This window comes from Zymomonas mobilis subsp. pomaceae ATCC 29192, assembly GCF_000218875.1.
GTDB classification, from domain to species: domain Bacteria; phylum Pseudomonadota; class Alphaproteobacteria; order Sphingomonadales; family Sphingomonadaceae; genus Zymomonas; species Zymomonas pomaceae.
The window spans coordinates 1,004,166-1,017,954 of the sequence record NC_015709.1; the positions used below are offsets into that span (position 1 = coordinate 1,004,166).

A 13,789-nucleotide genomic window follows, 5' to 3' on the forward strand; every position below is an offset into this window, starting at 1 on the left:
TTTTAAAAAGAGAAAAACAAATGAGCCAAATTCACTTTATTGGTAGCGGGCAAATGGTTGAGGCCATTATACGCGCGATGATTACCCATGAATCAGCTACCCCAAAAAATATCACGGCTTACGATATTCGTCCCGAACGAAAAATTGAATTGGCCAATCGCTATCGAATTCTAACGCTCGACAAAAAAGAAGATAATATTGAAGCTATCAAGCAAGCCGATATTATCGTTATCGGAGTGCGTCCACAGGATAATATAGCGGCAATTGGCAAGGACATCACTAAATATGCCCAAGAAAATGCCCTCATTATTTCTATTGTAGCCGGTGTTACGCTGGCACAGTTAGAAAAAATGGTCGCTGCTAAAAAAGCTATTGCACGGATTATTCCCAATACCCTGACTGATACAGGGCTTGGATATAGTGGCATTGCTATTAATAAACGCGCCGATAAAGAAAGCGTCGAAAAATTTGTGTCGGGTTTTGGGAAAGCCCTCTTTTTAGAAGAATCGCTCATTGATATATTTACAGGCTTTGGGGTCTGTGGCCCCAACTATATCTATTATTTCATCGAAGCGCTCGTGGATGCTGGCGTGCTGGCCGGTTTGCCACGTGAAATGGCATGGAAAACCACTATGGAAAATATGATCGGTGCCGTCAAAATGCTTGAATTATCAGGCAAACATCCGCGCCAATTATTAGATATTAATAACTCACCTGCTGGCGTGGGGATGCACAGTCTTTTTGCTCTAAATGAGAGTAATTTTACCGCTGGTTTACAAAAAAGTGTTCTGTCTGCTGTAAAAAGAACGACAGAATTAGGCCAAAAGAAATAAGCATAATCGTACATAGTCAAAGAAAGGCAGAGTGTGCGCTCTGCCTTTTTTCAATACAGATTACTTTAATTAAAAAATCTGAGCACAACCGGTTTCACCATAAACTTCACCAGTAACATAACTATTTTCGGCACAGGCCAAAAAAACATATACGGGAGAAATTTCAATAGGCTGCCCCGGACGTTTTAGCGGGGTTCCAGAGGCAAATTGAGTATAAGCAGAAGAAGGCTGCCCTCCCGAGACCTGAAGCGGTGTCCAGAATGGTCCCGGTGCTACAGCATTAACGCGAATACCATTAGGGGCGAGCTGAATAGCTAAAGCGCGCGTAAAGTTAGCTATGGCCGCTTTACTGGTGGCATAGTCTAAAAGAATGGCCGAAGGCTTATAGGCTTGCGTCGAAGCGGTATTAATAATAGCGGAACCCGCTGGCATAATGCGAAGGGCTTCTTTACACAGCCAGAACATAGCATAGACATTGGTTTTCAACGTTTCATCAAAGTCAGCAGTAGAAAGAGTCAAAATAGACTCATTATAATGCTGATGACCTGCAATATTGGCCAAAATGTCGAGACCGCCCAACCGTTTAGCGGCTTCTTGAACTAACTGAATACAGAAATTCTCATTCCGCAAATCACCCGGCAAGGCAAAAACTTTATGCCCTTCGCCTTGAAGTAAAGAGACGACTTCACGAGCATCTGATTCTTCTTGGGGAAGATAATTAATAACAATATCAGCACCTTCACGCGCATAAGCGATAGCGGTGGCTCGTCCAATGCCAGAATCGCCGCCGGTAATCAGCGCTTTGCGTCCCTGTAATTTACCAGAACCCCGATATGATTTTTCGCCATGATCTGGCCGCGGAATCATTTTATTAGCCAGACCTGGCCAAGGCTGATCCTGTACCGCAAAAGGAGCTCGAGGATAGGCTTCACGAGGATCAAAAAAGGTTTTACCTCCCGTAACGGCGGGATCTTTATCTCGGTTAGCCGCCGAAGCAGCCCCCCCTAGACCTGATGCTAAACCAGCTACAGCTAAACCTGTCATTACGCCCCGTCGTGCTTCCGAAATAGTTGTATCATTCGACATCAGAGGTATCTCCCTTTATTTATGCTGTTTTAACCCCAAGAAAAAACCTTATTTCCCCGCGAATAATCGCCCTCTTCTTTAAAGGATTTGCTCTTCTTCTGGTCTCAGATCCCATCAATTCGATAAAATCTAATTTATAAAAAAACAGGTCAACCAAGATATAGTTGCAAAGAAAAATACCCCCTATTGGAGAAAACAGAAGGAGATATTTGTCAAAAATTTATCTTAATCATTGAAAATAAGTATAAATTTTATAATTTATAATCATCAAATCTAAATAGATGACCGTCACAATTTCTTGAAATATTCCTTTGTTTTTTTTTGCTCTTAATGGCTAACAACAGGCTGTAATAAATCGGCTTCATGGAAAAAAAATGCCAGCACTTTTGCCTTTTTTGCGTCCCCCTCCCTTTCCTCATGCGAAAATTGTTATCCAAGACTTTGTAAAACAAAAAATAACAGTAGAAACCTTTCAGCAAACCGATTTTACATCTTCACTTTCAGCTGACGAAAAACAGCATATTCAGATTTTGAAGGAACAACTTTTAAAATCACAGGTAGGCGGTAATTTCTGGTCACCGTCCATGCCCTTTTCGTCTATTAAAAGGCGAGCCATTATGGTGCAGGATACAGTCGAGATAGCTTATTTTGAAGAGAACGTCCGTCCCATGGAGGGGGATATTTTCCTGTTGCCCGATCACCCGAAAATCAAACCTATTGCCCAAAAATTAAGAAAAAAAGATAGAACGATTCACATGGGCGACTTCAACCCGTGGAGCCTATTAAACCAGACCCATGAAATTTTTATCAGCAAGCAGCATAATCTCTACATTGATATTGGATTAATTGCCCTTTTAGGGAATATTCCCCTCACTGAATTTTCTGAGAAAACGAAAACACAAACCCCTTTTTCTAATCCCAACGGACAAATACTCGATCAGTGGATAAATCAGTTATTAATCCAACAAACGGAATATTATGATATTTTTACAAAACAATCGACATCCCCCCAAGAAGCCATCAAACAGCTTATCGATTGGCGAATAATAATAGAAAGTAACCGTCCTATTAAGGCGGCTTGCGGCATGGCATGGTGGAAAAAACAAGCTATTCGCAGCTTTCTATGGTCTGGAGAGACTACGCCCCTAGCCATGCCGAATAAAACGGCGAAGGCCTTATCTTATCTTGAAAAACCAAAAGATACTATTGCGCTATGGCCTTCGCGTGAACCGAAAGGATTGAGAGAACAAGTTTTAAAAAAAGAAGGTCATATTGACGAAGTAGAAGATGGTTTTATCCGATCCGTGGGATTGGGTAGTGGCTTGCATCCACCTCTTTCAATCGTAGTTGATAAACAAGGCATTTATTACGATCCCAATCATCCTTCTGATATTGAAACCTTATTCAATGAAACTGATTTTTCACCTTTACTCTTAGAGCGCGCCGAAAATTTGATAGCGCAGATTAAAGCGGCTGGCATCAGCAAATATATGGGAGATAGAACAAGGGGAAAACTCGATCTTCCCCAAGGGCGCCGCAAAATTTTAGTAACCGGACAGGTAGAAGATGACCGTTCCGTCAAGTTGGGCGGGGGCGATGTAAAAGGCAATCTGGATTTATTGTGTCGGGTAAGAAACGCCGAACCCGATAGCTATATTATTTTTAAACCGCATCCTGATGTAGAAGCAGGCCACCGGAAAGGGTTTGTCGCTCAAGAGGAAGTCGAGCAATATGCAGATGTAATCATCCGAAATTATCCTATTAATGCTTTTTTTGACCAGATAGATGCTATCCATGTTTGGACTTCGCTGGCTGGTTTTGAAGCCTTACTACGGGGCTGTGAAGTGGTTTGCCATGGGATACCATTTTATGCAGGATGGGGATTAACGCATGATCTTGGTGTTATCCCGAATAGGCGAAAACGCTGTCTGACTTTAACAGAGCTTGCAGCCGTGACACTTATTCTCTATCCGCGCTATCTCGATCCAGTAACGGGGATGCCCTGTTCACCGGAAATTCTGATAGAAAGACTGATAAAAACACCCAAGGCCAAAATGACATTGGTAACAAGACTACGTCAGCTTCAAGGCAGGATTTGCTCAATAATAGCTTGGTATCGGCATTAAACCCTTATAAATTTGAAATACTGGACAATATTAGATCATAGGTAAGCCTGGCAAGGTATAAGGATGATTGATGGCAGAAACGAGTTCTTCAGATCAGGCCTTGGACAGCAAAAATGATTCCCAAGATGGAGAGATTATTCTTGATCTCTCATGGTTAACACAACAGGCTCGGTGTGGATTTGTCCCTGATGGTATCAGCCGTATTGAAATCGCTTGGGCAAAGCTTCTTATAGGATGGTTTTCTGATAGAATATCCTTTGGGCGGTTAAATAATGTGGGGCATTATGGTCATTTATCACAAGGCGCTGTTCTTAAGCTGATAGAGCAGACTGAAAAAGAATGGCAGAAAGCCAACACCCAAAGTTTTCATCGTCCGTTAAAATTAGCCTTTAATCGGGTAGAGGCTTTATTTAAATTATGGCCGCATCGTTTCAATGCAACGAATGGCATCCGAATTCTTTTACAATGCTCACCCCATCACTTAGATGATGGAACGACTATCAAAAACATTATTCAAAAGGAACAAGCGCGTTTTGTTTGTCTTCTCCATGACACCGAAGCGCTGGATTATCCTGAATATATAAAACCACAACAATTTCAGCGTTTGCAACGCCGCTTAAAAAATATCGCGCAATATGCAGATTGTATTATTTCTGATAGCGAAGCGACGCGTAATCGCTTTTTGCCGTTCATGGCAGAAGCAGGCCGTACTATACCAATAACAACTGTTCCCCTCGGTGCTGATGGCATGGTAAGCGCGCCGACAAAGCAAAACCCGCCCATTCAGCCTAAAAGTGATAAGCCGGAAAGACCTTATTTTCTCTGTATAGGCCCTATTCATGATGGCACGAATTACGAAATGTTGTTTGCCATTTGGAAGCGATTAATCAGCCGGTGGGCAGAAAAAACCCCTGACTTATTGATTGTTGGTCAAGATAAAGGCGAAAATCTGCGTCTAAAGTCCATGCTTATGCGGAACCCCGTTCTTCAGAAACATATTCATTTTCTAGGCGCCTGTAACGATCAGATATTAAATCAGCTAATATTACAGGCAAGGGCCTTATTAAAACCATCAATATTTACCCATCAAGGCCTATCCATTGCCGAAGCTTTACGACATGGATTACCCGTCATTGCCAGCGATTTGCCCGTTTATCGTGAAATAAGCAGTAATATGGCGGACTATATTGATCCCCTTAATGGCAGTTCTTGGGAAGAAGCTATTACCGATTATATGGCGCCATTTTCGCCACGTCGTCAGACGCAAGTTATGCGTTTAAAAGGATGGCATCCTATTTTATGGCAAGACCATATGCGAAAAGTGCTTGCAGTCATCGCTGGTTAGCAGTCGGTTAGCAGTCGGTTAGCAGTCGGTTAGCAGTCGGTTAGCAGTCGGTTAGCAGTCGGTTAGCAGTCGGTTAGCAGTCGGTTAGCAGTCGGTTAGCAGTCGGTTAGCAGTCGGTTAGCAGTCGGTTAGCAGTCGGTTAGCAGTCGGTTAGCAGTCGGTTAGCAGTCGGTTAGCAGTCGGTTAGCAGTCGGTTAGCAGTCGGTTAGCATAAGTCTAAAAGATAAGGTATCAATGAAAATAATGCCAAAACATGCCTGTTTAGGCATAGTATTTATAACAGCCTGTATAACGCAAGGGGCAACGATGGCGCAGGGACAAGTCGAGCCAGTAAAATCATTAAGTCACGCCGCTGTAACAGCACAAAAACTATTAGACGAAGTCGGAAAAGCCCAATTTACGTCCCCTGATTTTAGACCGGGATTAGTCCGGCATGTCGTCATGTTCCGGTTCAATCAACAGACTACCGCTGTAGAACGGAAAAAAGTCACAGAACACTTTTTGGCATTAGCTACATTATCGCGTCGTCCTGATGGCCGATCCGTTGTCGTTTCGATTGAAACCGGCGCACAAAATAGCGGTGAGAATGCAGATTTAGGTTTAGAACAAGGGTATCTGGTTACCTTTAATTCTGAAGGTGACCGTAACTATTATGTCGGGCAACCGCTTGTCAAAGATCCCGCTTTCTTTGATGCTGCTCATGAAAAATTTAAACAATTTGCAGGCCCCTTCCTAGCAGAAGCGGTCGTCTTTGATTTTAGCGTAACAAGTAAGAAACCTGCTTAAAATTTTCTGGGAACAGCCCTATAGTATGGGTCTTTCCGTATGAAATTATACCTTATACGCAAAGACCCATTTTCCAGATAAGTTTAATCGAATTGTCGATATTGACCTTGTCGTTCAAGCATCCACCCCGGATATTCTGCGTCTAGCTGGCTTGCTTTATCCAGCATTTCAAGACTTTCTTCATCTAAAACTATCTTCGTCGAACCAATATTATCTTGAAGCTGATCAAGACGTTTAGCACCGATAATAATACTGGTTACAACTTTTTGATGAAGCAACCATGCCAAAGCTATTTCAGCAACAGAACAATCCTGTTTCTCAGCAACCTTTCGCATCACCTCTAATAAAGGGTAACCACGCGTTAAATTAACCGGCGGGAAATTAAAATCAGATCGGCGGCCTTCTTTCTCACCTTGCGCATGGGCCTTATATTTACCGGATAAAAAGCCTCCCGCCAGAGGGCTCCAAACCATTAACCCTACATTTTCAGAAAGAAGCATCGGGACGATTTCACGTTCCAAATCACGCCCAACAATAGTGTAATAGGCCTGCAAAGAAGCAATAGACGACAACCCACGATAACGGCTAATATCAACTGCCTTCATCACCTGCCATGCCGCCCAGTTAGAAAGACCAATATAACGAATATAGCCCTGTTTTACGAGATCATTCAAAGCTTCAAGCGTTTCTTCTATCGGTGTATGACTATCAAAACCATGTATCTGATAAAGATCAATATAATCCGTGCCAATTCGCTTTAAACTCGCCTGTATCGCAGTCATAATATGACCGCGCGAGGCACCCCTATCATTAGGGCCTTTTCCCATGATGCCAAACACTTTACTGGCGATTACGGTCTCTTCGCGGGCAATCCCCAGATTGCGTAAAGACTGTCCCAAGATTTGCTCGGATTGCCCACCACAATAAACATTGGCAGTATCTAAAAAATTTATGCCTGCATCAAAAGCTGTTTTAACCAAGAGATCCGCGCCTTCTTGATTAACGCCGGATATATCACCCCAGAATCCTTCTCCAGCGCCGAAAGTCATAGTACCAAGACACAGTTCAGATACCATCAGACCTGTATTACCCAAAGTTTTATAGTGCATGACAGTCCTCTTTTCGAATGACTCTTTTAATGTAAGGTAAGGTCTTCATGTCCCTCGCCTTTGATCTGGCTATCACTATAAATACTGTTCTAAAAAAAGGAGATCCGCGATCCTCGCATAGTCTTGCACGATTCTATCATAATGCAGGATTTCTCTCATTCTTAAAAAGGCGGTAATTTAAGGTGATGACAAGTGACCGATTGACGCTTTTAAAAAATCAGACCGAACGACAATGGCAAAAATATGGGCGAACACCCCCTATTGAGGGTCTTATTCTTGAAAAAACGGCTTATCCACCCCGCACGCTTAGTAAGCTATCCCGCATTTTGTGTTATCTTGCAGGGCGAAAAAACCGTTACTCTTGGAAGGGAAAGCTTCCACTATAAGGCAGGCGAATATCTGATTGCCTCAATGGAGCTTCCAACGATCGCTAAAGTTACCAAGGCAACCTCAAAAGATCCCTATATCGCCTTATGTCTTACGATTGAGCCTGCCTTCATCGCCGAATTATTAGTACAGTATCAACCTAAAATCTCTATAAAAGACCAAGCGGTCAGGGGTATAGTCGTTAGTGCATTAAAGGAAGAAATGATAGATGCGCTTCTTCGCCTCACGACTCTTTTAGATAAACCTGAAGATAGACCTGTCTTACTATCTTTGATTAAAAAAGAAATTACATGGCACCTTATTAAAGATGGACAACAAGCTATTCTACTGCGTCAAATCGGACTGAAAGATAGTAATATTACTCGCATTGCTCAGACTGTAGCATGGATAAGACAGCATTATACCGAAAAGCTCAATATTCCTACGTTAGCACAACAGATTAATATGAGTTCAGCCTCTTTTTATCGTCATTTTAAAATGGTTACGACCTTATCCCCAATACAATTCCAAAAACAAATCCGACTACAACAAGGGCGTTCTTTGTTAATCGCGCCAGAATCAGAGGTTGCCACAGTGGGGTATCAGGTCGGCTATGACAGTCCTTCCCAATTTAGCCGCGATTACCGTCATTTTTTTGGTGTTTCCCCGCGCAAAGATGCTGAAAATCTACGGGCAGCACTCGGCCTTTCAGAAGACGCTATAATAAAAAATGCTTGATTTTATATCTTACAAAACAACATCTATTTTCAATCAAGATTTTAATATTTTTAAGAAACATTGAATTATACCAAACGTTATACAGAATAATATTATGTGATATAAATCTTACTATCTAAATATAGCTCTCAATTTTAGAGAGATAATATTATTATTTTTTACTTTTTTAAAAGAAATTCATGAATGAATAAAATAGACGTATTGTCAGATAATCCTAAAAAAATAGGTGTATTACTTGTTAATCTGGGTACCCCCACTGCTCCAACGGCCAAAGCCCTTCGCCGTTATCTTGGACAATTTTTATCAGATCGGCGCGTTATCGAAATACCGCCCTTGTTATGGCAACCTATTTTGAGGGGCATTATCTTACCTTTTCGCGCCCCTAAATCAGCCCATGCCTATGCCAGTATCTGGACAGAAAAAGGGTCACCTCTTGCGGTTATCACGCAAAATCAAGCCCATATTTTACAGCAAAGAACGCCTAATTCTATCATCGTAGAGTATGCTATGCGTTATGGTGCACCTTCTATTAAGGATCAGATTAACCATTTAATAGAGCAAGGCTGTCGCCATCTGTTGCTAGCCCCCCTTTATCCGCAATATTCTGCCGCCAGCACAGCTACTGTTCAAGATGAAGCCTATCGCAGTTTACAAAAAATGCGTTGGCAACCTATATTCCGAAGCCTTGCGCCCTATTACAATCATCCCGATTATATTAACGCGCTCAAAGCTTCTATTGAAACGCAATTAGAAGCCTTGGACTTTGTGCCGGAGGCTTTATTGTTAAGCTATCACGGTATGCCAGTGAAAACGCGCGAGCAAGGTGATCCTTATTATGACCAATGCATCGCGACGAGCGCAGCGCTCAGCAAAGTTTTAAATCTAAAGGTGATTACTAGTTTTCAATCCCGTTTCGGTACCCAAAAATGGTTCAGTCCTGCGACGGCTACAATCTTAAAAGATTTTCCAGCACAGGGAATAAAAAAATTGGTGGTGGCGATGCCCGGATTTTCTGCAGATTGTCTGGAAACTTTGGAAGAAATTGCGATAAGAGGACAGCAAAATTTTATCGAATCCGGTGGCGAAAATTTTGCAACGCTTCAATGTCTTAATGATAGCGAAGAAGGTATAACTATGCTCGAAAGCCTTATAAAACAGGCATTATCTGGCTGGATAAAAGAATAATAGATTATGATTAACCTGTGATCTACAATAGGGGACACTATGGTTTCGCTTATATCCCCTTCAGACTCACCTATTGAAAAAATCCCTTATCAAGGGCCAATCAAGCGTTCCGTGATGATTGCAGGGCATTCAACCTCGGTTAGTTTGGAACCGATTTTTTGGCATGCATTGGAACAAGCCGCTTATCAAAAACAGTTACCGCTTAATGCACTTATTGCCCAAATTGATGCGGAAAGGATGCTTGCTGAAATTCCTCCGAATTTAGCAAGCGCCCTACGCGTGTGGTTATTCTTCTATTATCAGAAAAAAAATCTTCTCGAAGAATTTTCGGCTAAAACATTCTAGCTATGAAAAATCATCACAATAATGATGATAGGTATAACGACCCCAGCGATAACAAGCGGCCATGTTGAGGGACGTTTCTTGGCATGAACTTGTAAAAGCCACAAACCGCTGATGGAAAAAACGAGGCAGGCTATGGCTAATAAATCCATAAACAGTTTCCATACGGCATTAGTACCAGACCCCCGATGTAAATCGTCGGCAAAACCAATCCAGCCTCTGGACGTATATTCGTAATGAAGATGACCGTTATCACGCTCAATCAATAATTTTTCGCGGCCCCCTAATTTGGGTGCCATGAAATAAACAAAATCCTTGGTCCATGTTGCCTGTTTTCTTACAGGGAAATTATTCTCTTTTAACCATTTAGAGACATCATCCGGCAAAGCCTGATGAATTTCATTCGCGGTAAGACGGCTCCAATCAACGTCCCCATTGTCTTTTATAGGCTTGGATAGAGACATCTCTTTTAAGGGTTGTTGTAAAGACGCAAGCAATTGGGGTGGAATATTAGCTCGCCTTTGCGTGGTGGTCATGTGGGGGGCAAAAATGCCGTCATCATGATTAAGCATAAAGCCTGTCGCTGCAAAGAAGATCATTGCAACACAGAAAAGAGCAGCACTCACCCAATGCCATAAGCGAACCTGCTTTATTAAAGTATTATAAAAAGGAGGCTGTTTCTTTTTTTTAGCCTTATCAGGGCTAGGATACACTTTTGTAGCAGAAGAATTATGAAAGGATAAACTCATCAAAGCATCCCAATTGAAAGACAAAAAAACTATTTGGCAATAAATGTCATTATTATAATAAAATACTATTATAATTATATTAAGATCAACAATATGACATAAAAAAACAACATTTTTAAATAACTATATTCTAAAATATAGTAAAATTTAAAAATTATCTTTATAATAAATTGGGTTGATCGTCAGAAGGGCTACGCTTGGAAAGCTTGTTGGGGGATGGCTGCGGTCTAATAACAGACGGTATAACGGGCAAAGTCCCATCATGGAAAATCAGCGTTAACAGGGACTGCTGGCGCGCTTGTTCTGCATTACAAATAGTCTGGCCTTCTTTATTCTCGACGCGGGCATAACCCTTTGCCAAAATCTTATCGGGATGCGCTTGTTCTGCAATTCGCCATAATTGGTTTACTGTTTTCTCCATGGTATCAAGCCGTGCCGATATTCTATCAGGCTTAATAATACAGCTCGCCAGACGGTCATATTTTTGTTGCCAGCTCCGTTTCAGTAAAACAGGCTTCAGCTTGTTACGGATAAAATCCAACTGCATGGCTGTGCGGGCAAGCTTATGCTGATAAGCGCTTACTAAACGTTGATGCGCGATCACAACTTTTCGTTGCTCTTGCATAATCAAATGCTGTCTTGAAGGTAAACGACAGGCTGACAAGCGTGCCTGTTCACGGGCAATACGGGAAACTAATAGGGCGGGTCGCAAAGTTGCGGCACAAGCAGCCATTTTATGATAGGCTACCGCCAACCGATCCGTCATGCTTCGCTTGAAATGCTCCGTTTCATCATCAAAACGTTGCATAAAAGGGGCTAGTAATCGTTCTGAAGCTGGTAAGCGACGGCTGATGCCCTGCAATCGCTCATTTGATAAATGGTAATAGCGATTTACAGCATTATTCATCCGTAAATGAAGCGCCTTCAACTGGGATATTAATTCACTTTTGACAGGAACAGCTAATTCTGCAGCCGCTGTTGGCGTGGGGGCCCGTAAATCCGCAGCGAAATCGCAAAGTGTTGTATCGGTTTCATGCCCCACCGCCGAAATAATCGGAATTGAACATTCCGCAACCGCACGAACGACAACTTCTTCATTGAAGCCCCATAAATCTTCAAGCGAGCCGCCCCCACGCGCAACAATCAACAGATCAGGACGTGGAATTATAGACTTAGCTTCTAAGGCAGAAAAACTACGAATAGCCGCTGCAATTTTTTCCGCTGACTGCTCTCCTTGAACAGGGACAGGCCATAAAATCACATGAGAGGGACAGCGATCAGCCAGACGATGGAGAATATCACGAATAACGGCACCAGAAGGCGAACTTACAACCCCGATAACTTGCGGTAAGAAAGGTAAAGCTTTCTTTCGCTGTTGATCGAACAATCCCTCTTCTGCTAAAGCACGCCGCCGCCGATCAAGGAGCGCCATCAATGCCCCTTGCCCAGCAATTTCCAGTCGTTCAATGACTAATTGATAACGGGAACGTCCGGCATAAGTCGTAAGGCGACCTGTTGCGATAACTTCCATTCCGTTTTCAGGCAGGAAACCAATATGGGAAGCCACACCACGCCAGATAACAGAATCCAATACTGATTTGTCATCTTTCAAAGCCAGATAACAATGGCCTGATCCCGCTCTTGTAAAACCAGATATTTCGCCTCTAACCCGAATATGGCTAAAGGCGTTTTCTACTGTGCGTTTTAAAGCACCAGAAATTTCGGAAACAGAAAAAGCACGAACATTGTCTGTTTCACCGGAGTCGTCTATCAAATGCGTGCCATCAAAAGAGAAAGAGTTCATGAACGTCCTGCTTATCGGAACCGGAGGCCGCGAACATGCCTTAGCATGGAAAATCGCCCAGTCGCCTTCACTTGATACATTATACGCCACAACAGGCAATCCCGGTATTGCTAAACTGGCAAAACCAGCAGACCTTATCGTAACCGATCATAAGGCTGTCGTCGATTTTTGTAAAAACCATAAAGTCGATTTGGTGATTATCGGACCGGAAGCGCCCTTGGTCGATGGCCTTGGCGACAGTTTAAGAGCGGCAGATATAGCGGCTTTTGGGCCGGACAAAGCCGCCGCCCAGTTAGAAGGTTCAAAAGGATTTACGAAAGACCTTTGTGCCCGCTACGATATTCCAACAGCGCGCTATCAGCGTTGCCGTAATGCCCTTGAGGCAAAAGCGGCACTTAACGATTTTGGCTTACCCGTGGTTATCAAGGCAGACGGCCTTGCAGGGGGAAAAGGCGTTATTATCGCTGAAAGTCGGACAGCAGCGGAAACCGCGATTGACGAAATGACGGCCGGCTCTTTTGGAAAAGCAGGCTTAGAAATTGTCGTCGAAGAATTTATGCAAGGGGAAGAGGCTAGCTTTTTTGCGATTAGCGATGGTCAAAATGTCTATCCCTTTGGAACAGCGCGGGATCATAAACGTGTAGGGGATGGCGACACGGGTCCCAACACGGGCGGTATGGGGGCTTATAGTCCGGCGACCCGTCTTACAGCCGATATTGAACAGCAAGTGATGCAACGCATTATTGTGCCCACTGTTCAGGCCATGAAACAAGAAGGCGCGCCTTTTATTGGTATTCTTTATGCAGGCCTTATGCTCACAAAAGAAGGGCCAAAATTGATCGAGTATAATGCGCGTCTTGGCGATCCAGAATGCCAGTTACTGATGTTACGATTAGAAGACGACATTTTACCATTATTTTATGCCGCAGCTCAGGGGCAATTAGAAATACAACCTGCGCCCCGCTTCTCATCGGATCATGCGGTGACCGTTGTTATGGCAGCAAAAGGCTATCCGGCATCGCCTGTCAAAGGGGGCTCTATTCAAAAAATAGAAGATGCTGAAAAATTGGGCGCGATCGTCTTTCAGGCTGGGACAAAACTGGACGGAGAGATATTGAAAGCCAATGGTGGGCGGGTGTTAAATGTTACCGCCACGGCTAAAGACTTTAAATCTGCGCGGGCACTGGCCTATCAGGCAGTTGCGGCCATTGATTATCCTGATGGCTTCTGGCGGAAGGATATCGGATTATAAAAGTTGGTAATGGATAGCCTTTGTTTTTCCTAACAGAGGCTATCTTTCAATATCCCCTATCAAAAAAT

General features: G+C 43.0%; 12 protein-coding genes. 8 read left to right on the forward strand and 4 right to left on the reverse strand.

Annotated elements, in window-relative coordinates; translation table 11 throughout:
* The first annotated feature begins 20 nt into the window (after positions 1-20).
* Positions 21-833 (forward strand): pyrroline-5-carboxylate reductase family protein, encoded by an 813-nt coding sequence (locus ZYMOP_RS04505; RefSeq protein ID WP_013934172.1) that lies wholly within the window; start codon positions 21-23, stop codon positions 831-833.
* Positions 834-902: 69 nt separating this feature from the next.
* On the opposite strand, the gene ZYMOP_RS04510 is transcribed toward ZYMOP_RS04505, so the two are convergent.
* The gene (locus ZYMOP_RS04510) at positions 903-1,919 is read right to left on the reverse strand and encodes an SDR family oxidoreductase (protein ID WP_013934173.1); all 1,017 of its coding nucleotides are present in this window, start codon (positions 1,917-1,919) and stop codon (positions 903-905) included.
* A gap of 374 nt (positions 1,920-2,293) precedes the next feature.
* Between ZYMOP_RS04510 and ZYMOP_RS04515 the strand changes: the two genes are divergently transcribed.
* The 3 genes from ZYMOP_RS04515 to ZYMOP_RS04525 all read left to right on the forward strand — a co-directional run bounded on the left by ZYMOP_RS04515 (position 2,294) and on the right by ZYMOP_RS04525 (position 6,176).
* A complete protein-coding gene (locus ZYMOP_RS04515) occupies positions 2,294-4,045 on the forward strand; it encodes a capsular polysaccharide export protein, LipB/KpsS family (RefSeq protein ID WP_013934174.1) in 1,752 nt (583 codons plus the stop codon).
* Between the two features lie 70 nt (positions 4,046-4,115).
* The gene (locus tag ZYMOP_RS04520) at positions 4,116-5,390 is read left to right on the forward strand and encodes a glycosyltransferase family 4 protein (RefSeq protein ID WP_013934175.1); all 1,275 of its coding nucleotides are present in this window, start codon (positions 4,116-4,118) and stop codon (positions 5,388-5,390) included.
* Positions 5,391-5,624: 234 nt separating this feature from the next.
* Positions 5,625-6,176 carry a Dabb family protein gene (locus ZYMOP_RS04525; protein ID WP_013934176.1) on the forward strand — a complete coding sequence of 184 codons (552 nt, stop codon included), beginning with the start codon at positions 5,625-5,627 and terminating at the stop codon, positions 6,174-6,176.
* Between the two features lie 83 nt (positions 6,177-6,259).
* On the opposite strand, the gene ZYMOP_RS04530 is transcribed toward ZYMOP_RS04525, so the two are convergent.
* A complete protein-coding gene (locus tag ZYMOP_RS04530; protein WP_013934177.1) occupies positions 6,260-7,285 on the reverse strand; it encodes an aldo/keto reductase in 1,026 nt (341 codons plus the stop codon).
* Between the two features lie 276 nt (positions 7,286-7,561).
* Between ZYMOP_RS04530 and ZYMOP_RS04535 the strand changes: the two genes are divergently transcribed.
* The 3 genes from ZYMOP_RS04535 to ZYMOP_RS04545 all read left to right on the forward strand — a co-directional run bounded on the left by ZYMOP_RS04535 (position 7,562) and on the right by ZYMOP_RS04545 (position 9,919).
* Entirely contained in the window at positions 7,562-8,389 is an 828-nt protein-coding gene (locus tag ZYMOP_RS04535) for an AraC family transcriptional regulator (RefSeq protein WP_162094006.1), read from the forward strand.
* 183 nt (positions 8,390-8,572) lie between these two features.
* Complete coding sequence (hemH, locus tag ZYMOP_RS04540) at positions 8,573-9,574, forward strand: ferrochelatase (RefSeq protein ID WP_013934179.1); 1,002 nt, start codon at positions 8,573-8,575, stop codon at positions 9,572-9,574.
* A gap of 39 nt (positions 9,575-9,613) precedes the next feature.
* Positions 9,614-9,919, forward strand: a complete 306-nt coding sequence (locus ZYMOP_RS04545) for a ribbon-helix-helix domain-containing protein (RefSeq protein ID WP_013934180.1) — start codon at positions 9,614-9,616, stop codon at positions 9,917-9,919.
* Here the strand turns inward: ZYMOP_RS04545 and ZYMOP_RS04550 are convergent.
* Together ZYMOP_RS04550 and xseA are read right to left on the reverse strand one after the other, a co-directional pair.
* The gene (locus ZYMOP_RS04550; protein ID WP_013934181.1) at positions 9,916-10,665 is read right to left on the reverse strand and encodes a PepSY-associated TM helix domain-containing protein; all 750 of its coding nucleotides are present in this window, start codon (positions 10,663-10,665) and stop codon (positions 9,916-9,918) included. The two genes, ZYMOP_RS04545 and ZYMOP_RS04550, sit on opposite strands and share 4 nt — an antisense overlap.
* A 160-nt stretch (positions 10,666-10,825) precedes the next feature.
* Positions 10,826-12,469 (reverse strand): exodeoxyribonuclease VII large subunit, encoded by a 1,644-nt coding sequence (xseA, locus tag ZYMOP_RS04555; RefSeq protein ID WP_049778864.1) that lies wholly within the window; start codon positions 12,467-12,469, stop codon positions 10,826-10,828.
* Between xseA and purD the strand changes: the two genes are divergently transcribed.
* On the forward strand, positions 12,468-13,721 hold the full coding sequence (purD, locus tag ZYMOP_RS04560) for a phosphoribosylamine--glycine ligase (protein WP_013934183.1): 1,254 nt from the start codon (positions 12,468-12,470) through the stop codon (positions 13,719-13,721). The genes xseA and purD overlap by 2 nt on opposite strands.
* The last annotated feature ends 68 nt before the right edge of the window (positions 13,722-13,789 follow it).